20 protein-coding genes and 1 tRNA gene are annotated in these 22,906 nt (G+C 73.5%); 7 read left to right on the forward strand and 14 right to left on the reverse strand.

The genetic code is table 11. The features are described 5' to 3' along the window. Positions 1-34 precede the first annotated feature (34 nt). Complete coding sequence (locus tag C2142_RS14360; protein WP_148643004.1) at positions 35-454, forward strand: Fur family transcriptional regulator; 420 nt, start codon at positions 35-37, stop codon at positions 452-454. A gap of 18 nt (positions 455-472) precedes the next feature. Here the strand turns inward: C2142_RS14360 and C2142_RS14365 are convergent, their stop codons facing one another. The 3 genes from C2142_RS14365 to C2142_RS14375 form a co-directional block, all read right to left on the reverse strand. Further along, positions 473-2,473 (reverse strand): tetratricopeptide repeat protein, encoded by a 2,001-nt coding sequence (locus C2142_RS14365; RefSeq protein WP_241002572.1) that lies wholly within the window; start codon positions 2,471-2,473, stop codon positions 473-475. Between the two features lie 358 nt (positions 2,474-2,831). After that, positions 2,832-2,905 (reverse strand) — tRNA-Met (locus C2142_RS14370). Between the two features lie 56 nt (positions 2,906-2,961). After that, the gene (locus C2142_RS14375; RefSeq protein ID WP_148643005.1) at positions 2,962-5,934 is read right to left on the reverse strand and encodes a UPF0182 family protein; all 2,973 of its coding nucleotides are present in this window, start codon (positions 5,932-5,934) and stop codon (positions 2,962-2,964) included. 187 nt (positions 5,935-6,121) lie between these two features. Between C2142_RS14375 and C2142_RS14380 the strand changes: the two genes are divergently transcribed. Continuing rightward, on the forward strand, positions 6,122-6,685 hold the full coding sequence (locus C2142_RS14380; RefSeq protein WP_148643006.1) for a PPA1309 family protein: 564 nt from the start codon (positions 6,122-6,124) through the stop codon (positions 6,683-6,685). Positions 6,686-6,727: 42 nt separating this feature from the next. Here C2142_RS14380 and C2142_RS14385 read toward each other — a convergent pair whose 3' ends face one another. From C2142_RS14385 to C2142_RS14400, 4 genes are all read right to left on the reverse strand, one after another. Beyond that, positions 6,728-7,810, reverse strand: coding sequence for a PDZ domain-containing protein (locus tag C2142_RS14385; protein ID WP_148643007.1), 1,083 nt, complete (start codon positions 7,808-7,810; stop codon positions 6,728-6,730). Positions 7,811-7,852: 42 nt separating this feature from the next. Continuing rightward, positions 7,853-8,035, reverse strand: a complete 183-nt coding sequence (locus C2142_RS14390) for a hypothetical protein (RefSeq protein ID WP_148643008.1) — start codon at positions 8,033-8,035, stop codon at positions 7,853-7,855. A 182-nt stretch (positions 8,036-8,217) separates the two neighbouring features. Beyond that, positions 8,218-8,658, reverse strand: coding sequence for a molybdenum cofactor biosynthesis protein MoaE (locus C2142_RS14395; RefSeq protein WP_241002573.1), 441 nt, complete (start codon positions 8,656-8,658; stop codon positions 8,218-8,220). Between the two features lie 182 nt (positions 8,659-8,840). Then, on the reverse strand, positions 8,841-9,929 hold the full coding sequence (locus C2142_RS14400) for an NAD-dependent epimerase/dehydratase family protein (RefSeq protein WP_174315701.1): 1,089 nt from the start codon (positions 9,927-9,929) through the stop codon (positions 8,841-8,843). A gap of 269 nt (positions 9,930-10,198) precedes the next feature. Between C2142_RS14400 and C2142_RS14405 the strand changes: the two genes are divergently transcribed. After that, positions 10,199-11,743: a zinc-dependent metalloprotease gene (locus tag C2142_RS14405; protein WP_148643010.1), complete on the forward strand. Its 1,545-nt coding sequence runs from the start codon at positions 10,199-10,201 to the stop codon at positions 11,741-11,743. Next, on the forward strand, positions 11,740-12,327 hold the full coding sequence (locus tag C2142_RS14410) for an NUDIX hydrolase (protein ID WP_148643011.1): 588 nt from the start codon (positions 11,740-11,742) through the stop codon (positions 12,325-12,327). The genes C2142_RS14405 and C2142_RS14410 overlap by 4 nt, the downstream gene beginning before the upstream one ends. Positions 12,328-12,443: 116 nt before the next feature. Here the strand turns inward: C2142_RS14410 and C2142_RS14415 are convergent, their stop codons facing one another. Next, complete coding sequence (locus C2142_RS14415) at positions 12,444-12,995, reverse strand: M48 family metallopeptidase (RefSeq protein WP_148643012.1); 552 nt, start codon at positions 12,993-12,995, stop codon at positions 12,444-12,446. Between the two features lie 453 nt (positions 12,996-13,448). Between C2142_RS14415 and C2142_RS14420 the strand changes: the two genes are divergently transcribed. Further along, a complete protein-coding gene (locus C2142_RS14420; RefSeq protein WP_162002471.1) occupies positions 13,449-14,537 on the forward strand; it encodes a ThiF family adenylyltransferase in 1,089 nt (362 codons plus the stop codon). A 424-nt stretch (positions 14,538-14,961) separates the two neighbouring features. On the opposite strand, the gene C2142_RS14425 is transcribed toward C2142_RS14420, so the two are convergent. Then, positions 14,962-15,558 carry a dihydrofolate reductase family protein gene (locus tag C2142_RS14425; protein WP_148643014.1) on the reverse strand — a complete coding sequence of 199 codons (597 nt, stop codon included), beginning with the start codon at positions 15,556-15,558 and terminating at the stop codon, positions 14,962-14,964. Positions 15,559-15,885: 327 nt separating this feature from the next. Here C2142_RS14425 and C2142_RS14430 point away from each other — a divergent pair, with 327 nt between their 5' ends. Beyond that, complete coding sequence (locus tag C2142_RS14430) at positions 15,886-17,346, forward strand: AarF/ABC1/UbiB kinase family protein (RefSeq protein ID WP_148643015.1); 1,461 nt, start codon at positions 15,886-15,888, stop codon at positions 17,344-17,346. Positions 17,347-17,463: 117 nt separating this feature from the next. Here C2142_RS14430 and C2142_RS14435 read toward each other — a convergent pair whose 3' ends face one another. The 4 genes from C2142_RS14435 to C2142_RS14450 form a co-directional block, all read right to left on the reverse strand. Continuing rightward, positions 17,464-17,862, reverse strand: a complete 399-nt coding sequence (locus C2142_RS14435) for a hypothetical protein (protein ID WP_148643016.1) — start codon at positions 17,860-17,862, stop codon at positions 17,464-17,466. Next, on the reverse strand, positions 17,859-18,227 hold the full coding sequence (locus C2142_RS14440) for a WhiB family transcriptional regulator (protein WP_174315646.1): 369 nt from the start codon (positions 18,225-18,227) through the stop codon (positions 17,859-17,861). The genes C2142_RS14435 and C2142_RS14440 overlap by 4 nt, the downstream gene beginning before the upstream one ends. Positions 18,228-18,396: 169 nt before the next feature. Beyond that, positions 18,397-18,876 (reverse strand): hypothetical protein, encoded by a 480-nt coding sequence (locus C2142_RS14445; RefSeq protein WP_148643017.1) that lies wholly within the window; start codon positions 18,874-18,876, stop codon positions 18,397-18,399. A 307-nt stretch (positions 18,877-19,183) separates the two neighbouring features. Beyond that, positions 19,184-21,418 (reverse strand): ATP-dependent DNA helicase UvrD2, encoded by a 2,235-nt coding sequence (locus C2142_RS14450; RefSeq protein WP_241002574.1) that lies wholly within the window; start codon positions 21,416-21,418, stop codon positions 19,184-19,186. Positions 21,419-21,608: 190 nt separating this feature from the next. Here C2142_RS14450 and C2142_RS14455 point away from each other — a divergent pair, with 190 nt between their 5' ends. Continuing rightward, positions 21,609-21,866 carry a mycoredoxin gene (locus C2142_RS14455; protein ID WP_148643019.1) on the forward strand — a complete coding sequence of 86 codons (258 nt, stop codon included), beginning with the start codon at positions 21,609-21,611 and terminating at the stop codon, positions 21,864-21,866. A gap of 74 nt (positions 21,867-21,940) precedes the next feature. Here the strand turns inward: C2142_RS14455 and C2142_RS14460 are convergent, their stop codons facing one another. After that, entirely contained in the window at positions 21,941-22,801 is an 861-nt protein-coding gene (locus C2142_RS14460; protein ID WP_148643020.1) for a GntR family transcriptional regulator, read from the reverse strand. Positions 22,802-22,906: the final 105 nt, after the last annotated feature.

Below are 22,906 nucleotides of genomic sequence, written 5' to 3' on the forward strand. Positions count from 1 at the left end.
GAACCAGACTCGGAGTCTCACCTACCCTGTACGCATGAGTGACCTGCTGGAACGACTTCGCGGACGTGGGTGGCGGCTGACCTCGCAGCGCCGGGTCGTCGCCGAGGTCCTCGACGGTGAACACGTCCACCTCACGGCCGACGAGGTGCACGCCCGCGCCGTGGCCCTGCTGCCCGAGATCAGCCGCGCGACGGTCTACAACACGCTCGGCGAACTGGTCTGCCTCGGCGAGGTCCTGGAGGTCGCCACCGACGGCCGGGCCAAGCGGTACGACCCCAACGCGCACCACGCCCACCAGCACCTGGTCTGCTCCGGCTGCGGCGCGATCCGCGACGTCCACCCGCAGGGCGACCCGCTGGCCGCCCTGCCCGCCTCCGAGCGCTTCGGCTTCACCGTCTCCGGCGCCGAGATCACCTACCGGGGTCTCTGTCCGGCCTGTACCGACAGACCCTGACCGGGCCGCCGACGCCCGTTACGCGCTCAACTCCGCGTGCAGCGCGCCCAGCAGGCGCCCGGCACGCTCCGCGACCTCCGCCGGTCCGTAGTCCGCGGCCCGCCGGCACCAGTTCTCCGCCTGCACCGGCTCGCCCCGGCGCAGCGCCAGCAGGGCCAGCCGCAGCGCGGCCCGGCCGTGGCCCGCATCGGCGGCCCGGGTGTACCAGAGCATCGCCTCCGCCTCGCTGTCCTGCCGGGCCAGCAGCAGGCCCAGGTTGAACGCCGCACTGCGGCTGCCCGCCTCGGCCGCCCGCCGGTACCAGCTCTCCGCGATCTCCAGCGCCCCGCGCTCCGCCGCCCGCACGCCCATCCGCACCTGCGCCCGCCGGTGGCCGGCGTCGGCCGCGAGGGCGTACCAGTGCTCGGCCTCCGCGTCGGCATCGCCGCGCCGGTCCAGCACCGAGGCCAGCCGGAAGGCGCCCTCCGCCGAACCGCCCGCGGCCGCCTGCCGGTAGCGCTCCAGCGCGCCCGCCAGGTTGCCGCGCTGCTCCTGGACGACGGCCAGTTGGAGCGCCGCCTCGCCGTGCCCCTCGGCGGCGGCGCGTGCGTACCACTCCTGCGCCTGGCGGTGCTCGCCGCGCCCGGCGTGCAGGACGCCCAGGTTGAAGGCGCCGTCCACGCTGCCCGCCTCGGCCGCCTTGGAGAACCACGGCTCGGCGCCGGACTCGTCGCCGCGCTGGAGCAGGACCACGGCCAGCGCGTTGCAGGCCTCCCGGTGCCCGGCGTACGCGGCCCGGCGGTACCACTGCTCGGCCTGCTGGTCGCGGCCGGTGCCGGCGCAGAGCAGGCCCAGGTTGAAGGCGCCGTTCTGGTCGCCGGCGTCCAGCGCGCCGCGGTACCAGCGCTCGGCCTCGGCGGCCTCGCCGCGGGAGGCGTGCAGTGCGCCGAGGGCGTTGGCGGCGTTGCCGTCGCCTGCCTCGGCGGCCTCCTGCCACCACTCGGCGGCGGCCGTGGCGTCCCCCGAGTCGCGCAGCAGGAAGCCCAGCGCGCAGGCGGCGCGCGGTTCGCCGTTCTGCGCCGACTGCCGGTACCAGCGGGCGGCCTCGTCCAGCAGCGACTGGTCGGTGCGGGCGCGCTCCTCCAGCAGCACGCCCAGCCGCAGCGCGGCGCGGGCGTGACTGCGTGCGGCGGCGGTGCGGTACCAGGTCTCGGCGGTCTCCTTGTCCCCGGCGGCCTCGCGCATCCGGGCCAGCCGGTAGGCGGCCTCCCGGTGCCCGGCGTCGGCGGACACCTTGAACCAGCGCTCGGCGCGGACGTCGCGCCGGTGCTCCATCAGGTCGCCCAGCGCGTAGGCGCCGAGCGGGTGGCCGTGGTCGGCGGCGAAGTGCAGCCAGTACTCGGCGGCCTCCTCCTCGCCCTGGTCGCGCAACTGGAGGCCGAGCGCGTGCGCGGCGGGCGCGCTGCCGGCGACCGCCGCCTGCCGCCACCACTGGGCGGCCTCGGCCCGGTGGCCCTGCTGGTGCAGCAGGACTCCGAGGTTGTTGGCGGCGGCGCGCAGCCCGGCGGCGGCGGCGCTGCGCAGGTACGGTTCGGCGTCCTCCAGGTCGCCTCGGCGCAGCAGGAGGGTGCCGAGCCGGCCGGCGGCGTCCGGGTCGCCCTCGTCGGCGGCCTGGCGGTGCCGGGACTCCAGGGCGGCCTGCTCGCGGGCGGCGAGCGCGGTCTCGAAGCTGGCGGAGTCGAAGCCGGCCTCGTCGCCGTCGTCGTAGCGGCGGGCGGCGGGGTCGCGCCCGTCCTCCCCGTCGGCGGCCTCGGCCATGGCGCCGTAGGGGCCGATGGAGGCGGCGAACTGGCGGGCGGAGACGTGCACCAGGCTGTCGGGGCCGTAGCCGCCGGAGGGACGGCGCTCCGTCAGGCCGCTGGTGCGCTGGGCGGGAAGCGCGCCGGGGTGGTTCTCGGGGCTCTCCGCCCAGGCGTCGGTGTCCGCCTCGGTGGCCGCAGCGGGCTTGGCTCCTGGTCCGTTCCTGCCGATCAGCCTCATGCCGACTCCCGCTCCCCCAGAGTGTCGCGGCATTTGCCCCCAGCCTTCGGCCGGGGGGACCCCCAGGGGACGCGTCGGATCCGACGGCCGGTCAGCAGCCGGTCAGCGTCCCCCATGTGTCCCATCGTCGCATCACCCGCAACCCGCGTACACCTGCCCCGGCCGATTTCGGCGAGGCGGAACCGAAGCCGACGAAATTGCTTCGACGCTTTGTCGATTTCCCGACACTTCGGCACCACAAACCCCAATGCCGGCCTCGTTGGCGACGGTCGATAGTACCGGAGCGGACCCACACACCCCTCGGGGAAAACGCCAGAGGCCCGGAGGATTATCCTCCGGGCCTCTGGTTGCTACTGAGTAGCGGGGACAGGATTTGAACCTGCGACCTCTGGGTTATGAGCCCAGCGAGCTACCGAGCTGCTCCACCCCGCGTCGGTAGTTGAACCATAGCACGGTCGCGGGGCGGAACAACAATCGGTTACCGCAGCTCAGGGGCCGGTGCTCGCCCCCGGCGACGGCGTGGCACCCGGCGAGCCGGTCGCGGCCGCCGACGGCGACGGCGTGGCCGCCGGGGCGAGGCCCGCCTTCTGCTGGGCCGCGGCCAGCGCCTTGGCCGCCTCGCTCTGCGCCTTCTGCGCCTGGCCGAGGGCCACCCAGTCGCCGGCCTTGAGGGCGTTGTCGACGTCGTTCTGAGCCTTCAGCACGTCCGCGATCGCCTTCTGGAGGTCCGCCGGGACGCCGGTGCCCGGCGTGGCCGGCGTGACGGGGGTCGTCGGCGTGACGGGCGTGGTCGGCGAGGTGCCGGGAACGGTGGGCGTGACCGGCGCACCGGTCACCGCGCCGCCGAGGACCTTGGCCAGCGCCTTCTCCAGGTTGTCCTCCACGGCCACGACGGCGTTCTCGTTCCCGTACGTCGCCAGCACCTTCTTCAGCACCGGCACCTTGGCGCTGCGGCCGATCAGGTAGACCGGCTCGACGTTGAGCAGGCCGCCGCCGACCGGCAGGGTCAGCAGGTTGCCGTACTCGATGTCGGAGTCGGTACCGGTCTTCAGCAGCGTGAGCTGGTTGGCGACCGTCGGGTCCGAGTTGAACTTCGCCTGCACCTGCTTCGGGCCGAGCGCCCCGGAGCCGGTCGGCATCTTGGCGATCCGGATCTTCCCGTAGTCCGGGCCCGGGTCCGCGCTGGCCGACATGAAGGCGGCCAGGTTGTCACGCCCGCTCGGCGCGAAGCTGGTGGTGAGCGAGAAGGTCGCCGCCTGCGCCTCGGGCATCCGGACCGTCAGGTAGTACGGCGGCTGCACCTCGTTGGTGTTGGTGGTCGGGTCGGCCGGCACCTGCCAGATGTCGGTGCCGTTGAAGAAGCCGCCGGCGTCGGTCATGTGGTACTCGGCGAGCAGGTCGCGCTGCACCTTGAACATGTCCTGCGGGTACCGCAGGTGCGGCATCAGCGTGGACGGGATCTCGGCCTTCGCCCTGACGGTGCCGGGGAACGCCTTCATCCAGGTCTTCAGGACCGGGTCGCTCTCGTCCCACTGGTAGAGCGTCACCTCGCCGGTGTACGCGTCCACGGTCGCCTTGACCGAGTTGCGGATGTAGTTGACCTTGTTGGCGGCGGTCAGCAGCTCACCGCGCTGGTTGGTCAGCGAGTCCTTGGTGACGTCGCCCAGGGTCGTCTTGGACGAGAACGGGTAGCCGTCCGAGGTGGTGTAGCCGTCCAGCACCCAGACCAGCTTGTTGTCCTGCACCACCGGGTAGGGGTCGGCGTCGATGGACAGCCAGGGGGCGACCTTCTCGACCCGCTCCTTGGGGGTGCGGTCGTAGATGACCTTGGCGCCGTCCTTGATGGCGTCCGAGTAGAGGATCTGCGGCTCGGCGAACTTCACCGCGTACGCGGCCCGGGTGAGCGGGTTGCCCAGCGAGACGCCGCTGTCGCCGGTGTAGGAGAAGTGCACCGGGGTGCCGTCCTCCGCCGTGTAGTCGATGTCCTGGTACCCGCCGCCGACGATCGAGTACGTCGACGTCTTCTCGCCGTAGTAGACGCGCTGCTCGTACGGGCCGAACGCGCCCTTGGTCGGCAGCGCGGACTCGGTGTAGACCGGGTTGCCGTTGGCGTCGACCTGGTTGCCCTTGGCGGCGATCAGGCCGTAGCCGTGGGTGTAGTTGAAGTGGTCGTTGATCCAGTTCCGCTGGATGCCGTTGAGGTCCAGCTCGCGCACGCCCAGCACGGTGTCCTGCGAGCCGTACCGGTCGACGTCCAGCGACTTGGGGAAGGCGTAGTACTTCCGCAGCGCCTGGTTCTGTTGGAAGGTCGGGCCGACCACGTTCGGGTCCAGCAGGCGGATGTCCGCGATGGTCTGGGCGTCCGGCTTCAACGCGTCCGCGTTGGTCGCGTTCCCCGGCTCGTAGGTGGTGACCTCGCTGTCCGCGATCCCGTACGCCTTCCGCGTCGCGTCGATGTTCTTCTGGATGTACGGCGTCTCCTTGGCCTGCTCGTTCGGCTTGACCTGGAACTGCTGCACGATCGCCGGGTACACCCCGCCGATCAGCACCGCCGAGAGCACCATCAGCCCGAGGCCGATCAGGGCCGGGGCCCAGGTGCGGCGGACCGGGGTCAGGAAGAACAGCACCGCGCAGATGATCGCGACGAAGAACAGGATGGTCTTGGCCGGCAGGAACGCGTTGGCGTCCACGTAGCGCAGGCCGGTCCAGCCGGTGACGCCCTTGTACGAGCCGGTCTTCACCGCCAGCGCGTACCGGTCCAGCCAGTACGCCACCGCCTTCAGCAGCACGAACACGCCGAGCAGCACCGCCAGGTGGCCCTGCGCGCCGACGCTGGCCCGGCGGCCCGGGCCCTGCAGCCGCAGACCCCCGTACAGGTAGTGCACCAGCACCGAGGCCAGCAGCGAGACGATCACCGCGCTGAACGCGAAGCCGAGCAGGAACTCGTAGAACGGCAGCTCGAAGGCGTAGAACGAGACGTCCAGGCCGAACTGCGCGTCCTTGACGCCGAAGGACGTCTCGTTGGTCCAGAGCAGCCACGTCCGCCACTGGCCGGACGCCGCGGCGCCCGCCACCAGACCGATCACCAGCGAGACGCCGACCAGCGCCCAGCGCTTGAACGGCGCGAGCCCGGCCCGGTAGCGGTCCAGGCTCTGCTGCTCCACCGACATCGCCGACAGCGGCGGCCGGAGCCGGTGCGCCAGCCAGACGTTGAAGCCGACGATCACCGCCATCAGCAGGCCGAAGACGGCGAACAGGCCGATCTTCGTCCAGAGCTGGGTGGTGAACACCGAGGAGTAGTGGACCGACTTGAACCAGAGCCAGTCCGTCCAGAATCCGGCGAACATGACGAACAGCAGGAAGAGCACCGCGAGTACGCCCAGGGTCAGCAGGAGCACCCGCGCGCGCCGGGAGGGCGGGCCTACCCTGCGCCGGAATCCCGGCCCTGAGCGTTCCGGCATCTGGAATACCACGGGCACCTCAGCTGTGTCGTCTGGAATCGGTCGGTCGTCAGTGCAACTTAACCAGGCTTTAGCCGAGTTCCCGCCGTTAGCAGACGGTTACGACAAGCTTCCCCCGGCGCACCCGCCCGCCGTCCGCGCCCGCCGGTGGCACCGCCCGGGGCGCCCGGCGTGTGAGGATTGAGGCATGTCCGATGCCACCAATTCCCCCGACGACGTCTCCAAGCTCCCGGCCGCGACCCCGCTGACCCGGGCCGCCCTGGAGATCGACGAGTACGCCGCCACCCTCGGCTGGGACCTCCCGGCCCGGCTGTTCGCCCTGGTGGACAGCGCCGCGCTGCGCAAGGCCGACCCCCGGATCGCCGAGCAGCTCGGCCTCGGCGACAGCGAGGAGCCCGGCCTCACCCCGGTCGAGCAGGACGAACTGCCGGCCGGCATGGAGCTGGACAAGTTCCTCGGCACGATCGCCTGGCCCGACGCCGTGGCCGGCTGCGCCCTGGTGGTCGAGCGGCTGATGCTGCCGCCGGGCTCCGAGCAGTCCCGCCCGCGCAACGCCTCCGACGCCCAGCTCGCCGACTGGGTGGCCAACCACCCCAAGCGCGAGGAGGTGCGGATCACCGCCGCCGTGCTGCGCAACGGCAAGAAGGAGATCGCCCTGCGGCTGCGTTCCAAGGATGTCGCGCGCGAGGTGCTGACCGGCCCCGACCTCGTCCCGGGCCTGACCGACGCCCTGCTCGCGACCTTCTCCTAGCCGCTCGCTCCCCGCCCTGCCCCTCCGTGGCGCGGGGCGGTGCTACCCGGCGCAGGACGGCAGCGCGGAGGTCTGCCCGGAGCGGATCTGCTCCAACGACTTCAGCGCGCCGTCCAGCGTCTCGGCCTTGACCAGCCTCAGCCCGGACGGGGTGTTCTTCCCCGCCTCGGCGCAGTTGGAGGCCGGGGTGAGGAAGAACTCGGCGCCGGCGTCCCGGGCGGCGATCAGCTTCATCGATATCCCGCCGATCGGGCCGACCTTGCCGCCGTCGTCGATGGTGCCCGTCCCGGCGACGAACCTGCCGCCGGTGAGGTCCTCGGGCGTCAGCTTGTCGATGATGCCGAGCGAGAACATCAGCCCGGCACTCGGACCGCCGACGTCCTGCAGGCCGATGTCGATCTGGAACGGGTAGGTGTGCCGGACGCCGGGGCGGATGCCGACCATCGCACTGCCGGTGTCCGGCGACTTCACGGTCGGGACGGTGATGTCGGTCCGGGCCGCCGCCGGGTCGGCCTTGCCGCCCTCCTTGACCATCGGCACCACGGTGAAGACCGCCGACTCGCCCGGCTGGTGCCTGGTGACCGCCTTGGCCACGCCGTCCGCGTCGGTGACCGGGGTGCCGTCGACCGCGATGATCCGGTCGCCCGCGTGCAGCCTGCCCTCGGCCGGGGCGCCGGCGGTGACCGACTGGACGATCAGCTCGCTGCCGATCGGGATGCCGAGCTGGGTGAGCGCCGCCGTCCGCGCGTGGTCCTCGGAGAGGGTGAACTCCTCGGCGTTCTGCTTCTTGGCCTCCGCGTCGCTCTGCCCCCGCGGGTACACGTTGTCGTGCGGCACCACCAGGACGTCGTCGCGGAGCCAGCCGACCACCGCGTTGACCAGGCTCGGCTCGTACCGGGCCCCGGTGACCTGGACGGTCGTCATGTTGAGGTGCCCGCTGACCGGGTACGACTCGTGGCCGGTGATGGTGATCACCGGCGTGCCCGTCTTGTCCTGCACGCCGAGCGTGTTGTACGTCGGCCCCGGGCTCATCTCGGTGTACGGCACCTTCATCAGCACCGAGGCGCAGAGCAGCGCTATGAGCAGCAGGGTGGCGGCGAGCATCGTCGCAGAGCGGCGTGGCATGCCTCGACAGTACGGGACGCCGGTGACGGGGCGCCCCCCGGGCTACCGGCCGGAGCCCTCGCCGGGGCCTGCGGTGGTCCGTTCCATCGCGGCCATGAAGCGGCGGTGCTCGGCGAGTGAGGCGGGGTCCCCCGTGGCTCTCGGGGCCCGCTGGGCCCAGCCCGCCCACACCGTGGCGAGCAGGGCGGCGACAACCGGAATGATCAACCAGGCGAGCACAGCCATGTCAGTACTCCCAGCTCGTCGTGTCTATGAGCAGATTAACCACCCCGGCGGACAACGCGGGTGGCGCCGTCCGGGTTACGGGACGGCCGATCGGCTCACTGCCAGGGAGTATTCGGCGTACCGGCCCGCACCCGTTCGGGTGAGGACCCGGCGCGCCTGCGTGTCAGGAGAGTTGTAGCAGGTCAGCAGTTGCCCGCGCCCACCCACTCCTCCTCGCCGTCGGCGAACACCTGGTGCTTCCAGATCGGCACCTCGTGCTTGAGGTCGTCGATCAGCCGGCGGGCGGCGGTGAACGCCTCACCGCGGTGGGCGCAGGAGACCGCGACGATCACGGCCTTGTCGGTGATCTCCAGCCGGCCGATCCGGTGGACGGCCGCGAGCGCGCGGACGGGGAAGTCCGCGACGATCTTCTCGGCGATCCGGCGCATCTCCGCCTCGGCCGTGGGGTGGCAGCTGTACTCCAGCGCGGCGACCGACTTGCCGCCGTCGTGGTCACGGACCGTCCCGACGAAGACGGTCGTACCGCCGGCCGCGTCGTCGCCGACCGCCTCGTACACCTCGTCGAGCGAGAGCGGGGTGTCGCGGATGGCGAGCAGGCGGATGGGGTCGTGGTTCTCGGACATGACCCCATGATTCCCCATCCCGGGTGACTTCGGGCAAGGGGCTTCCGTATCACGATTGCGAAATTTCGCATCGTGAGAATGAGAGGGGGTTCGACGCGCCGGCCCTCAGAGCCCGGGACCTCAGAACCCGGGACCTCTGGAACCCCGGGACCTCAGAACCCGGGGCTTCAGAACCCGGGCCCTCAGAAGCGGCGCCGCTTGCGCGCCCGCCGGACCAGCGCCGCGGTACCGACCAGCGCCACCGTCGCCCCGGCCGCGCCCAGGCTGGTGGCGGCCTCCTTGCCGCCCAGCCGCCGCCCCGCCACCGCGTGCTTGCCGGAGACCTGCGACAGCAGCTCGGCCAGCACCTGCTCGTTGGTGTGGGCCGGCCGCCACCCGGCCTCGTGCAGCCGGCTGCCGGAGACCACCCACGGGTACATCGTGTAGGCGAGGTCCCCCGCCGGGGCCGGGGTCAGGCCGAGGCGGTGCAGCCGGGCCGCGGTGCCCAGCGCCAGCGAGGCCGGCAGCTCCATCCGCCGGATCCCCGACAGCCGCTCCACGTCCTCCTGCTCCAGCCAGCCGTCGCAGCCGACCGTCACCTCGCCCTCGACCAGGCCCAGCGCCGCGTACTCCAGCGCCGCCGCGAGGTCGTCCACATGGCAGAACTGCCAGCACGGCCGGGAGCCGGCCACCACCAGCAGCCGGGGCGCCTCGAAGTGCCGGGTCAGCACGGTGTCGACGCCGGGCCCGACCACCACGGCCGGGCGCAGCACCGTCACCTGGAGCCCGGGGTGGGCGCGCGGGGCCCGCCGGGCCAGGCGCTCGATCTCCAGGAGGTCCCCGACCAGCGAGGCCTCCTCGGTGGCCCGCAGCTCCGAGTCCTCGGCCAGCGGCACCTCGTTGTCGGCCAGCGCGCCGTAGACCATCGCCGAGGTGCAGAGCACCACCCGGTGCACGCCGGCCGCCGCGGCCGCGGTCAGCACGGTCTGCGCGCCGCGCACGTTGTAGGCGCTGCGGGCCCGCGGGTCGGACTCCATGCCGAGGTCCATCGCGAGGTGGACGACCACGTCCACCCCGGCCAGCCGCTCGGCCACCGCCGGGTCGCGGACGTCCAGGACGCGCCACTGCACGCCCGGCACCTCGCCCCGGCGGTCGTCGACCGCGAGGACCTTCTTCACCCCCGGCGAGGCCACCAGGCGGGCCGCGACCCGCTCACCGAGGACGCCGGCGGCGCCCGTCACTGCCACGGTCAGCGGCTTGCCGCCGTAGGCTGGAGGCGGCGACGCCGTGATGTCCGGGGCGTCCTCTCCTCCGGTCAGCCCAGAGCGAACGTCCGAAGGCGGGGAACTCACCGGCCATCCTCCACGGTTAGCTTATGTGCGTACGTACGCGTGTCACGTACGTCCATCCTGCCCGAGGCGAAGGCCCGGCGGTGCACCCGGCACGGACCAGCCGCGCGGGAGCCGCCCACCGGCCACGAGTCCCCCACTCCGCCGACCGCCCCGGGCCTGCAGACTTTCCCGCCACCACCCGCATGACGGCCGACCGGATCGAGGACCCCGTGAGCGACCTTCCCTTCGGATTCGGCGTTCCGCCAGAGGAGCCCGAGGACGGCAAGGCCAAGCCCGAGGACGCCAAGGGCAAGCCTGGCGACGAGCAGGCGAAGAAGGACCCGGGAGAGCCGCAGCAGGGCGGCCCGCAGCCCTTCGGCTTCGGCGGGAACCCGTTCGGCGCGCTGTTCGGCATGGGGATGCCCGGCGGCCCCGGCACCCCCGGCGCGCCCGGCGGGGCCGACAACCCGTTCGCCGCGATGTTCGGCGGGCTCAACCCCAACGACCTCGGCGCCGCCTTCCAGCAGCTCGGGCAGATGCTCTCCTTCGAGGGCGGCCCGGTGAACTGGGACCTCGCCAAGGACATCGCCCGCCAGACCGTCGTCGCCGAGCCCGCCGAGGGCAAGTCCAAGGACCGGTCGGTCGGCGCCGCCGAGCGCTCGGCCGTCGCCGAGGCCGTCCGGCTCGCCGACCTCTGGCTGGACGGCGCGACCGAGTTCCCCTCCGGGGCCGGCACCGCCGTCGCCTGGAGCCGGGCCGAGTGGATCGAGGCCACCCTCCCGGTCTGGAAGGACCTGGTCGACCCGGTCGCCGAGCGGGTCGGCAACGCCATGGGCGGCGTCCTGCCCGAGGAGATGCAGGCCATGGCCGGCCCGCTCATGGGCATGATGCGCTCGATGGGCGGCGCCATGTTCGGCACCCAGATCGGGCAGGCGCTCGGCGCCCTCGCCGCCGAGGTGGTCGGCTCCACCGACGTCGGCCTGCCGCTCGCCCCGGCCGGCAAGGCCGCGCTGCTCCCGCAGAACATCGCCGAGTTCGGCGAGGGCCTGAACGTCCCCGCCGACGAGGTCCGCCTCTACCTCGCCCTGCGCGAGGCCGCCCACCAGCGCCTCTTCGCCCACGTGCCGTGGCTGCGCGCCCACCTGTTCGGCGCCGTCGAGGCCTATGCGCGCGGCATCAAGGTCGACACCTCCCGGATGGAGGAGCTGGTCGGCCAGCTCGACCCGGGCAACCCCGAGGCGCTCCAGGAGGCGCTGGCCGGCGGCCTGCTCCAGCCCGAGGACACCCCCGAGCAGAAGGCCGCGCTCGCCCGCCTGGAGACGGCGCTCGCGCTGGTCGAGGGCTGGGTCGACGCCGTCGTCCACGCCGCCGCCCAGCCGCACCTGCCGCAGGCCGGCGCGCTGCGCGAGACCGTCCGCCGCCGCCGCGCGGCCGGCGGGCCCGCCGAGCAGACCTTCGCCACCCTGGTCGGCCTGGAGCTGCGCCCGCGCCGGCTGCGCGACGCCTCCCGGCTCTGGGCGCTGCTCGCCGACGCCCGCGGCGTCGAGGGCCGCGACGACCTCTGGCAGCACCCCGACATGCTCCCCACCGCCGCCGACCTGGACGACCCGGACGCCTTCGTGCACCGGGACGCGGCCGGCGACCTGGAGGGCGGCATCGACTTCGACGCGATCGACAAGCTGCTCGGCGAGGCGGCCGCGTCCTCCGAGGGTTCCAAGCCCGACCTGGAGAAGAAGGACGACGACGAGAACGGGAAGGGCGAGCCCACCGCATGACGCTCACCGAGACGGGCGCGTCCGCCCTGCACGCGGACGCCGTCCGCACCCTGAGCCGCTGGCGGCCCGCCGACCCGGACCAGGAACAGCTGCGCCGCGACTACCTGGACCACCTGGCCGAGCAGCCCGAGGGCCTGTTCCGGTCCTGCCTGCCCGCCCACGTCACCGCCAGCGCGGCGGTCGTCGACCCCGCCGCCGGGCGGGTGCTGCTGACCCTGCACCCCAAGGTCGGCATGTGGCTGCAGATGGGCGGCCACTGCGAGCCCGGCGACCGCGACCTCGCGGCCGCGGCGCTGCGCGAGGCCACCGAGGAGTCCGGCATCGCGGACCTCGCCCTGCTGGCCGTCGACGGTCTGCCGGTGCCCGCCAAGCTCGACCGGCACCTCGTCCGCTGCACCGGCAAGGACCGGCCGGAGAACACCCACCTGGACGTCCAGTACATCGCGGTGGCCCCGCCCGGGGCGCAGGAGCTGATCAGCGAGGAGTCGCTGGACCTGCGCTGGTTCGACTACGACCGCCTGCCCGAGCTGACCGACCACTCGGTCCGCGACCTGGTCGCGCGGGCGCGGGAGCTGACCGCCTGAGGTTGGTGCGAAGGCACGAGGAGGGGGCGCGGACCAGATGGTCCGCGCCCCCTCCTTGCCTGTCGTTCCCTTGTCGCTGTCGTTCCCTTGTCATCACGCCCTGGTGGCGCGGCCGCTCAGCCGCAGGAGCCGGCCGGGCCGGGCTCCTGCGGGCCCCCCGCGTGCCGGGCGCCGGGGATGTGCGGCAACCGGGCGGCCGAGACCACACCCTCCAGGTAGCCGCGGGCCCGCTCCGTCCGCGGGTAGGCCTCCAGCAGCGCCCAGAACGAGGGGCCGTGGTCCGGCACCAGCAGGTGGGCCAGCTCGTGCAGCAGCACGTAGTCGACGACGTACTCCGGCATCCCCTGGAGGCGGTGCGAGAGCCGGATCGTCCGTTCGCTGGGGGTGCAGGAACCCCAGCGCGAGTTCTGGTTGGTGACCCAGCGGACCTGGGCAGGCCGGGCCCGGCTGCCGAGATAGGCGGCGGACAGCTCGCGCGCCCGGGCCGCCAGCGCGTCGTCGCCGAGCACCCGCCGGCTCTCCTGGGCGGCCAGCTTCTCCAGCATCTGGGTGACCCAGCGCTGCTCCTCCGCGTGCGACATCCGGGCCGGGATCAGCACGATCGTGCGGTCGCCCTCGCGGTAGGCGGAGACGGTGCGGCTGCGCCGGGCGCTGCGGCGGACCTCCACGCGGGAGCGGTCGGGGTGCGACTTCTCGACATGGCCCTCGGCGTGGCCCTCCGCGTGCGGCGGGGGCTTCGGCGGTTCGGCGGAGGCCGGCCGCTGATCAGGGCGCCCGCGCGTGCTCGGCGCCGCGACCTGCGACCCGGACGCTGCACGGGCACGCCGACGCGACGCCGGGGGATGGGAGTCCCGTTCGGCTGCCATGGCACACGACGTTACCCGGTAGCGCTGACAGAAGTCCGCTGCCGTGGCCGAAATCTTTCGTGGAGTGATCGGGAACGAAAGGCCGACAAGAGGTGTCCGGAATACGACCCCGGGCCGGACTCCAGGTTATCCACAGGGCGTGCGAACAGATCTTCTGATCATGAGGCCGCGCCTGTGGACAACGCGGCGCACGACGTCGGGGTGATCGGGCATGCTGCCGTCAGCCGTCCGGAAACCGTCGGAAGGAAATCCGCCGTGCGCCTGCTGCTGAAGCCCGCCCTCTCCCGCGGCTGGCGGGACTCCGAGACCCTGCAGTTCGGTACCGTCCAGCGCTACGCCGGTGTGCTGGAACACGTGGACCGACCACTGCGCGACTTCCTCGGACTGATCGACGGAACGCGCGACCGACCCGCCCTGCTGGCCGCCGGCGAGCGGGCCGGCCTCGGACGCGAGCCCACCGAGGAGCTGCTCGACACACTGGAACGGACCGGGCTGCTCGACGACGCCGACGCCGCCGGCGCGGCGCTCACCCGCTTCCCGCGGCCGCACCGCGAGCTGCTCGGGCCCGACCTCGCCTCGCTCTCCCTGGTCCACTCCGGTCCGGGCGCCGGGCCCGCCGTCCTGGCCCGGCGGGCCGGCCAACGCGTGGAGGTCCGCGGCGCCGGCCGGGTCGGGGCCGCGATCGCCGCCGTCCTCTCCGCGGGTGGCACGGGCACGGTCACGGTGACCGACAACGGCCGGGTCGGCCCGGCGGACTGCTCCCCCGCCGGGCTGCCGCCCTCCGACCTCGGGCGACTGCGCGCCACCGCCGCCCGCGAGGCCGTCCAACGGGCGTCCGGACGGCGTCCCGGGCCCGACGCGCGCCGCAGCCAGGACCAGAGGCCGCCCGACCTGGTGGTACTGGCGCCCCGGGACGGCAGCGGCGCCTTCGCCGGCGGCACGCAGGCGGCCAGGGAACTGCTGCGCGCCGGGACGCCCCACCTGTACGTCGGGGTGGTCGAGGAGATCGGGGTGGTCGGACCTCTGGTCACGCCCGGGGTCTCGGCGTGCGGCCACTGCCTGGTGCTCGCGCGGGAGGACGAGGACGCCGGCTGGCCCCGGCTGCTCGCCCAGATCGCCGACGAGGGCCCCGGCCGGGCCCGCACCCCGGCGTGCGACACCGCCCTGGCCACGGCGGTCGCCGGCCTCGCCGCCCTCCACGTCCAGCTCCACCTCGACGGCGTCCGGCCGCCCAGCGTGGACGGCTGGTGCGAGCTCTCGGCCACGGACGGCATGTCGCGGCGGCTGAGGCTGCGGGGGCACCCGGACTGCGGGTGCCTGTGGCAGCCGATGCCACCGGCGTGAGGGGAGGCCGGTAACCGGCCGGGCGAGGCCGGGCGAGGCACTGATCGGTCGACGCGCTGCCCGTGCAGGGCTCTGCGCAGGCTGCGGCCCGCTCGGACGCCGCGCTGCCGACGCGCGGGGCTGCGCAACGCGAGGGTCTGGCCTGCACAGCGCAAGGACCGGGCCTGCGCAGCGCGAGGGTCTGGTCGTCGCGCGGGCCGGCTCACAAGGCGCTGCCCACGCCTGCCGTGAGGCAGGCGTGGGCAGTCGAAAAGGTGCCCTGAGCGACTCTCAGGCGGTGGAGGTGGGGCGGGGCGGGGGCCCCGGAAGACCGGGCAAGCGGCGGGCCTCGGCGCCCCTCCGCGCCAAGGCCCGCGAGCGACACGGCCGATCCCCCGCTCAGCCCCAGCCCCAGCCCCCTGCCGGGCCTTCCGCTCCCGTCCGGTTACGCAGTCGTCGCCGGCCGGTAGGTGCAGATGTTGACGCCGGTCTTGCTGGTCACGGTGGAGACCAGCTCGAACGTGCGCAGGGCGCCGTCCGCAGGGAAGATCGTCTTCCCGCCGCCGAGCACGACCGGCATGACCATGAGGCAGAGCTCGTCGACCAGGCCCTCGCTCAGCAGGGTGCGCGCGAGGGTGGGGCTGCCCATGACCGCCAGGTCTCCGCCCTCGGTCGCGCGCAGCTCGCGGAGGCGGGCGACGGCCTCGGCGCCGGGGATGCGGGTGGTGTTGTTCCAGGCCAGCTCGGAGTCGGCGAGCGTACCGGTCACCACGTACTTGCGGACGGCGTTCATGTGGTCGGCGAACGGGTCGCCGGCACGCTCGGGCCACGCCGCCGCCATCGTCTGCCAGGTGCGGCGGCCGAAGAGCAGCGCCTCGGTCCTGCCCATGGCCTCGCCGATGGCGCCGCCCATCACCTCCGGGTCGAAGAACGGGTGCGTCCAACCGCCGTGGGCGAAGCCGCCGTCGGTGTCCTCCTGCGGGCCGCCGGGCGCCTGGACGACGCCGTCGAGGCTGATGAACTCGTTGATCACGATGCGCATGGGGTGCTCGCTTCTCTTCCGCTTCGGGTTTACGGCAATAGAGACCGTCGCGCGGCCCGGAACTCATCGCTCCCACCCGACCCATTTGCCGTGATCTGGATCACACCGGGGGCCGTCGGGCCGCCCCCCGGCCGGGGGAACGATCAGGGGACCAGTCCACACCGAACGGGGAGGCCCATCGATGCCGGCCGAGACCGCCACCTCCGGGGGCCCGGCCGGGCGGGTCGGGAAATGCGGCCGGGACCGGGGTGGCGAGCGGGCACAATGGCGTAGTGACGGTCGGCCCCCGACGGCGGGGTGCCGGGGGCGTGTGAAATGGAGACCCGGGTGAGCGATCTTCCGCGCAAGGCAGTGACCCGCACGGCGCGACTCGCCGCCCTGCCGCTGGGGATCGCGGGCCGGGCCACGCTCGGGCTGGGGAAGCGGATCGGCGGGCGGTCGGCCGACGTGGTGACGGCCGAGCTCCAGCAGGCCACCGCGGACCAGCTGTTCAAGGTCCTGGGCGAACTCAAGGGCGGGGCGATGAAGTTCGGGCAGGTGCTGTCCGTCTTCGAGGCCGCGCTGCCCGAGGAGGTCGCCGGCCCGTACCGGGCGGCGCTGACCAAGCTTCAGGACGCCGCGCCCCCGATGCCGGCCGCCAAGGTGCACACGGCGCTCGCCCAGCGGCTCGGCGAGGACTGGCGCGGGCTCTTCCTGGAGTTCGACGACCGGCCGGCCGCCGCCGCGTCGATCGGCCAGGTGCACCGGGCGGTGTGGCACGACGGGCGCGCGGTGGCGGTCAAGGTCCAGTACCCGGGCGCGGGCGACGCGCTGCTGGCGGACCTCTCGCAGCTGAGCCGGGTGGCCTGGCTGCTCGGCCCGCTCATCCCCGGCCTCGACATCAAGCCGCTGATCACCGAGCTGCGCGAGCGGGTCTCGGAGGAGCTGGACTACGAGCTGGAGGCGCAGGCCCAGCGCAGACACGCCGAGGAGTTCGCGGGCGATCCGGACATCGTGGTGCCCGGCGTGGTGGCGCAGGCCGACCAGGTGCTGGTCACCGAGTGGATGGACGGGACCCCGCTGGCCGAGGTGATCGCGGGCGGCACCCAGGAGGAGCGCGACCGGGCCGGGAAGCTGCTGGCCCGCTTCCTCTTCGCGGGCCCGTCCCGGACCGGCCTGCTGCACGCCGATCCGCACCCGGGCAACTTCCGGCTGCTGAAGGACGACGGGCCGGCGTCCGGCTGGCGGCTGGGCGTGCTGGACTTCGGCACCGTCGACCGGCTGCCGGACGGGCTGCCCGCGCCGATCGGGGCCTCCCTGCGGATGGCGCTGGCCGGAGACGCGGCGGGCGTGCTGGAGATGCTGCGCGAGGAGGGCTTCGTCAAGCCCTCGATCGAGCTGGACCCGGACGCGGTGCTGGACTACCTGGTGCCGATCATCGAGCCGGCCGCAGTGGACACCTTCCACTTCACCCGGGCCTGGATGCGGGCGCAGGCGGCCCGGATCGCCGATCCGCGCTCGCCCGCCTACAACCTGGGCAAGCAGCTCAACCTGCCCCCGGCGTACCTGCTGATCCACCGGGTCACCCTGAGCACCATCGGGGTGCTCTGCCAGCTGGGCGCGAAGGCGCCGTTCCGGGCGGAGATGCTGCGCTGGCTCCCGGAGTTCGCCGACCGGCCAACGCCGCGGGAGCGGCCCGCCGAGCAGGAGCAGCCCGCGTCGCCGAAGAACCGCGCGGCGGGCACGACGACGAAGCCGGCGGCCGGGAAGACCCCGGCGGCGACCGCCAGGAAGGCCGCGAAGAGCTGACGTGGAGCCGGCGAACAGCCGGCAGGGCCGCCGCAACGGCCGCCAACGGCCGCAGGCCGCTCCCCGGATCGGGGGGCGGCCTGCGGCACGACGGGGGTGAAGCGGTGGAGCGGGCGGCTACATCAGCGCGACGGCGATGGCCTTGCGGGCCCGCAGCGAGGCCCGCTCGGCCTTCTGCTTGAGCCGCTGGGCCCTGGCGACCCGGGAGACCAGCCGTTCGTGCTCGGCCTCCTGGAGGCGCTCTTGCATATGCGCCCGGGCCAGGGATTCGTGGAGAAGTTGCATTTCGAGGGTCCTGTTCTGGATCTGAAGTTCGTGGGTCTGCTCGGCGCGGACGGTCGGATCGATGGCGGCGGCGGTCATGTGGTGGTCCTGCTCGTGGTGCGACGAAGGGAAGTGGACGGTGCGGGCCGCGTCGGCCCTGGCGGCGGCGGTTCGCACGGAGCGGCGAAGGGCGCTGTCCAGCGGGGGCTGCTCTCCCCGGCGGACGGCCTCGGCTCCGAGCGCGGAGTTCACGCTGCGACCTCGGTCTTGCGCGGACGGCCACGCGGCCGCTTGCGGGCCACGACGACGCCCTGGACGAAGAGCTCGCCACCCCAGACGCCCCACGGCTCACGCCGCTCCAGCGCGCCGGTCAGGCAGGCGTCCTTGACCGGGCAGGTGCCGCAGAGGGACTTCGCGTACTCGACGTCGGCGGGCGTCTCGGCGAAGAAGACCTCGGGGTCGAAGGCGCGGCACGGGATGGGGAGACCGAGCGCCTCGGCCTGGTCGATCGAGGTGATCTGCATCTGGGAAACCTCCGGGGGGTCGGCCTGGTCGGCCTTGGTGGTCTGGTCTGTCGGCGGTACGGACGGGATGGGCGGTGTGATGACCGTGGACACTGTGGGCGTCTTCTCTCGTCTTCTCAGTGGGTCCGGCCCAGCTGACTGGTGGGGCTGGGCCGGAGGCCCCGGGGGGCCTGGGTGGTCTTGCGTACCGGACAAAACAGAAGGGCCGCGGATCCCGGTGTGACGGGTTCCGCGGCCCTGGAGGTGCCGACCTGAGGCTGACTCAGGTTCGTTCTCTCCAGGGTTCAGGCCCGCGGAAGGCCCGCATCCGGATGGCCGTGGCGGCGCCCGTAAAGGCGGCCTTGGCCTGGTTGATCTGCTGCTCGTTCTGCCTCTGGGCGTTTCCGGCACCGATGACCTGCTCATAGCCGCCGTGCACGGGCGCGGCTACTGCTGCCTTCGGTGCCTGGGTCGGTCGCTCATCACGCGGGGAGCGCGACGTGCCGACCGACGCCCAGTCACGGGACAGACCGGTCTCGACAGAGGTGCCGTCGATACCGCCCTTGAGACCCGTGCCGCTGAGATCAGTGTGTCCAAGACCACTGACAGCGGAGCCCAGGGAGGCGGGGACGACGGAGACACCGGTGGCGTCGAGACCCAGACCGGTTCCGCCCAGTCCGGCGAGAGCCCGCAGGTGGGCGGCACGCAGGGAGGCAGCGACGACGGTCTGGCCAGTCAGTTTGGTGATCATGATGGTTTCCACTGTCTTCGCCTCCTCTCGGCGTCTCGCGGAGCCTGGTTTCCCCGGCTCCGAACTGTTCGGATGTCTGTCTCGGTGATGCAGGTGAAGCGTGGTTCGGTGAAGCGTGGTTCGGATGAAGCTGGTGGTGCGTTGCACGCTTCGGGCGCAGAAAAGCACGGCACAGGTGTCACCCCGTGCGATCGCGTCCCCTTGACCGCTCCGGCAGGCTATTGCGCTCCTGGTACAGCGCGCAAACTATTTTTCCGGCGAGTTCCCCGACGAGTTCCGAAGCGCCTCGAAGCGCCTGCTCCCACCGCCCCGGACCGGCTCAGGCCGGTTCGCCCGGCTCGCCGTCCTCGACGTCGACCGGATCCCCCTCGGGCTCCTCCCCCGCACACAACGAGAGCACGGTGGCCCCGTACTTGTCCAGCTTCATCGCGCCGACCCCCGAGATCACCGCCAGCTCCTGCCGGGTCGCGGGGACGTCCTCGGCGATCGCCATCAGCGTCGCGTCGGTGAAGACGACGTAGGCCGGCGCACCCTGCTTCTTCGCCTGCCCGGCCCGCCACTCGCGCAGCCGCTCGTACAGCGCCTCGTCCATCGAGGACGGGCAGCTCTCGCAGCGGCGCAGCTTGCGCTCGACCGCCTCGGTGAGCACCCGATCGCAGACCCGGCACTTGACCGGCCCGCGCACCCGGCGGCCGGCGGAGCGCTCGCCCGGCTCGACGCCGCCGCGCCCGCCCCGGCTCCCGGCGCGCGCTCCCGGCGCGCTGGAGCCCGGGCGCAGCCCGTCCAGGAAGCGGGTGGGCTTGCGGCTGGCCCGGCCGCCCGGGGAGCGGGAGAGCGCCCAGGAGAGCGAGAGGTGCCTGCGGGCCCGGGTGACCCCGACGTACAGCAGCCGGCGCTCCTCCTCGACCTGTTCGTCGGTCTTGGCGTAGATGATCGGCATGGTGCCCTCGGTGAGGCCGACCAGGAAGACGGCGTCCCACTCCAGGCCCTTGGCGGCGTGCAGCGAGGCCAGCGTGACGCCCTCGACGGCGGGGGCGTGCTGCGCGGCGGCGCGGGCGTCCAGCTCGGCGACGTACGCGGCGAGGTCGGCGCCCTCCCCGGCCGCGGTGCGGGTGCGCTCGAACTCCTCGGCGAGCCGGACCAGCGCGGCCAGCGACTCCCAGCGCTCGCGGACCGCCCCGGAACCGGCCGGGGGCTCGGGGGTGAAGCCGCGGGTGGCGAGCACCGCGCGGACCTGTGCGGCGAGGCCCGGGGCGCCGTCGGTGAGCGGGTCGGAGCCGGCCCGGGCGGCGCCGCGCAGCAGCACCCCGGCGTCGCGCACCTCGGGCCGCTCGAAGAACCGCTCGGCGCCCTTGAGCTGGTAGGAGACGCCGAGGTCGGCGAGCGCCTGCTCGTAGACCTCGGACTGGCCGTTGGTGCGGAACAGCACGGCGACCTCGCTGGCGCGGACGCCGGCCGCCAGCAGCTCCTGGATCCGGCGGGCGGTGGTCTCGGCCTCCGTCGGCTCGTCCTCGTACTCGGTGTAGACGGGCTCGGGGCCGGCCTCGCGCTGGGAGACCAGTTCGAGCCGGTGCCGGGCGGCCTCGCCGCGGGCCTGGGCGAGCAGCCCGTTGGCGAGGTGGACGACCTGCGGGGTGGAGCGGTAGTCGCGGACCAGCTTGACGACCGTCGCCTCGGGGTGGCGGCTGCGGAAGTTCAGCAGGTAGTCGGGGGTGGCCCCGGTGAAGGAGTAGATGGTCTGGCTGGCGTCGCCGACCACGCAGAGGCTGGCGCCGCCGCCGGGGCCGGTCCACTGGTCGAGCAGCCGCTGCTGGAGCGGCGAGACGTCCTGGTACTCGTCGACGGTGAAGTGCCGGTACTGGGCGCGGACCTGGTCGGCGATGTCCGGCCGGTCCTCCAGGATCGCGGCGGTCAGCAGTAGGACGTCCTCGAAGTCGATGACCCCGCGGCGGCTCTTGGCCTCCTCGTAGACGCGGTAGACCTGGGCGGTCTCGGCCGGGTCGCGCGGGGCCTCGCGGCCGGACTTCAGGACGGCGGCCGGGTAGTCGTCGGGGCCGATCTGGGTGACCTTGGCCCACTCGATCTCGGCGGTGAGGTCGCGCAGCTCGGTGCGCTGGACCCGCAGCCCGCAGCGCGCGGCGGACTCGGCGACCAGCTGGACCTTGCGCTCCACCAGCTGCGGCACCGGCCCGCCGACGGCGCGCGGCCAGAAGTACTGGAGCTGGCGCAGTGCGGCGGAGTGGAAGGTCCGGGCCTGGACGCCCTCGGCGCCGAGCTGGCGCAGCCGGCCGCGCATCTCGCCGGCGGCCCGGGCGGTGAAGGTGACGGCGAGGACCTGGGCGGGCTGGTAGACGCCGCTGCGCACGCCGTAGGCGATCCGGTGGGTGATGGCGCGCGTCTTGCCCGTGCCGGCGCCGGCGAGGACGCAGACGGGCCCGTGCAGGGCGGTGGCGACGGCCCGCTGCTCGGGGTCGAGCCCGGCAAGCACCGCGTCGGGGCCCGAGGCGGCGTGGTGGCTGTCGAACGGGCTGCCGCTCAAGAGGTCTTCCTGCATGCGTTCCATCTTCTCAGCCCGGTGCGACAACCCGGACGGAGTTGTCCACAGGCACGGTGTGATCGCAGGATGATCGCTGCGCGGCCGGGCGCGCGGGGTCGCCCTCGCGCCGGGCGGCCGCGGAATGACCGACGAACGGCGCGCGTTCTCCCCCGAGACCGCACGCCCCCTTCCCGAAGGAGCCCCCTCGATGTCCGGCAGCGTCACGATGTACAGCACGACCTGGTGCGGCTACTGCAACCGGCTCAAGAGCCAGCTGGACCGTGAGGGCATCGGCTACACCGAGATCAACATCGAGGAGGACCCGGCGTCGGCGTCCTTCGTCGAGTCCGTCAACAACGGCAACCAGACGGTGCCGACGGTGCTGGTGAAGCCGGAGGGCGGCGGCGAGCAGGTCGTGATGACCAACCCGAGCCTGATCCAGGTCAAGAAGGCCCTGGCGGCCTGACCCGCGGCGCACGCCCGGCCCCCGGCGACCGCCCGGGCCCCGCACCGGGGCCCGGGCCGGCGCGTCACGGCGCGTCACGGCGCGTCGGCCCGGGCCGGGTCGACGGGCGTGGCGGGGGCGGGCACCAGCGCCCGGGCGGTGAGGTCCCCGACGCCGTAGACCAGCCGGCTGCGGTCGGCGGAGTAGCGGGTCTCGATGACCCGGACCGGCCCGCGCCGGTCGTACGTCACCCGGGTCTGGACCATCAGCGGCACCCCGGGGCCGCCCTGGAACCACTGCGCCTCCTCGGGGCCGGGCATCCGGGCCACCAGGTGGTCGACGGCGCCGATCTCGGTGCGGCCGAGCGCGGCCAGCACCGCCTCGTCGCCGCCGTCGATCGGGTCGGGCTCCATCAGCGGGGTGCCGGCTGCGAGGCCGGCCCGGTAGTGGCTCTCCTCGATCGAGTACGGCTCGCGGTCCAGCAGCCGCAGCTGGCGGCGGACCACGATGGCCTCGCCGGGCCGCAGCCCGAGCCGCTCGGCGATGTCGACCCTGGCCCGGACGATCATCATCTCGAAGTCGGTGGCGAGCTCCCGGCCGGCCTCGGCGGCCTCGCCGAGGTAGACGGCGGTGGGCACGGCCAGGCAGTCCCGCGTCCCGGTCTGCGGGTCGCGCGGCAGGGGCCGCAGGGTGGGGCCGTAGGCACGGTGGTCCAGGACGGGGTGTTCCCGGAGGTAGGTGCCCTTGCCCTGGAGGCGGACCAGCCGGCCCTCGTTGACCAGGACGTCGACGGCCAGCCGGACGGTGTTGCGGGCGACTCCGTACTGGCGTTCCAGTTCGCTCTCGACCGGCAGCGCGGCCTGGGCGGTGAACTCGCCCTCGGCGATCCGGCGGCGCAGATCGGCGGCGAGTCGCTGGTACTTGGGGGATTGGGCGGTGCCCCGTGGGATTGTCACCCGAGTGAATGTAGCGAGGGCGGTGACACCGTTTCAGCCGATTCGGGCAATGTCGGCCAGGATCGGCGGCGGCCGCCCCGATCAGGCCGTCGGCAACTCCGCCCG

It is taken from the genome of Streptomyces sp. CB01881, assembly GCF_002953255.1.
Lineage (GTDB): Bacteria > Actinomycetota > Actinomycetes > Streptomycetales > Streptomycetaceae > Kitasatospora.

What these genes read in the sequence shown, in the direction of transcription:
- C2142_RS14360 (WP_148643004.1), top strand. Translation starts at nt 35, where the DNA reads ATGAGTGACCTGCTGGAACGACTTCGCGGACGTGGGTGGCGGCTGACC.
- C2142_RS14365 (WP_241002572.1), bottom strand. Translation starts at nt 2,473, where the DNA reads ATGAGGCTGATCGGCAGGAACGGACCAGGAGCCAAGCCCGCTGCGGCC.
- C2142_RS14375 (WP_148643005.1), bottom strand. Translation starts at nt 5,934, where the DNA reads ATGCCGGAACGCTCAGGGCCGGGATTCCGGCGCAGGGTAGGCCCGCCC.
- C2142_RS14380 (WP_148643006.1), top strand. Translation starts at nt 6,122, where the DNA reads ATGTCCGATGCCACCAATTCCCCCGACGACGTCTCCAAGCTCCCGGCC.
- C2142_RS14385 (WP_148643007.1), bottom strand. Translation starts at nt 7,810, where the DNA reads ATGCCACGCCGCTCTGCGACGATGCTCGCCGCCACCCTGCTGCTCATA.
- C2142_RS14390 (WP_148643008.1), bottom strand. Translation starts at nt 8,035, where the DNA reads ATGGCTGTGCTCGCCTGGTTGATCATTCCGGTTGTCGCCGCCCTGCTC.
- C2142_RS14395 (WP_241002573.1), bottom strand. Translation starts at nt 8,658, where the DNA reads ATGTCCGAGAACCACGACCCCATCCGCCTGCTCGCCATCCGCGACACC.
- C2142_RS14410 (WP_148643011.1), top strand. Translation starts at nt 11,740, where the DNA reads ATGACGCTCACCGAGACGGGCGCGTCCGCCCTGCACGCGGACGCCGTC.
- C2142_RS14425 (WP_148643014.1), bottom strand. Translation starts at nt 15,558, where the DNA reads ATGCGCATCGTGATCAACGAGTTCATCAGCCTCGACGGCGTCGTCCAG.
- C2142_RS14450 (WP_241002574.1), bottom strand. Translation starts at nt 21,418, where the DNA reads ATGCAGGAAGACCTCTTGAGCGGCAGCCCGTTCGACAGCCACCACGCC.
- C2142_RS14455 (WP_148643019.1), top strand. Translation starts at nt 21,609, where the DNA reads ATGTCCGGCAGCGTCACGATGTACAGCACGACCTGGTGCGGCTACTGC.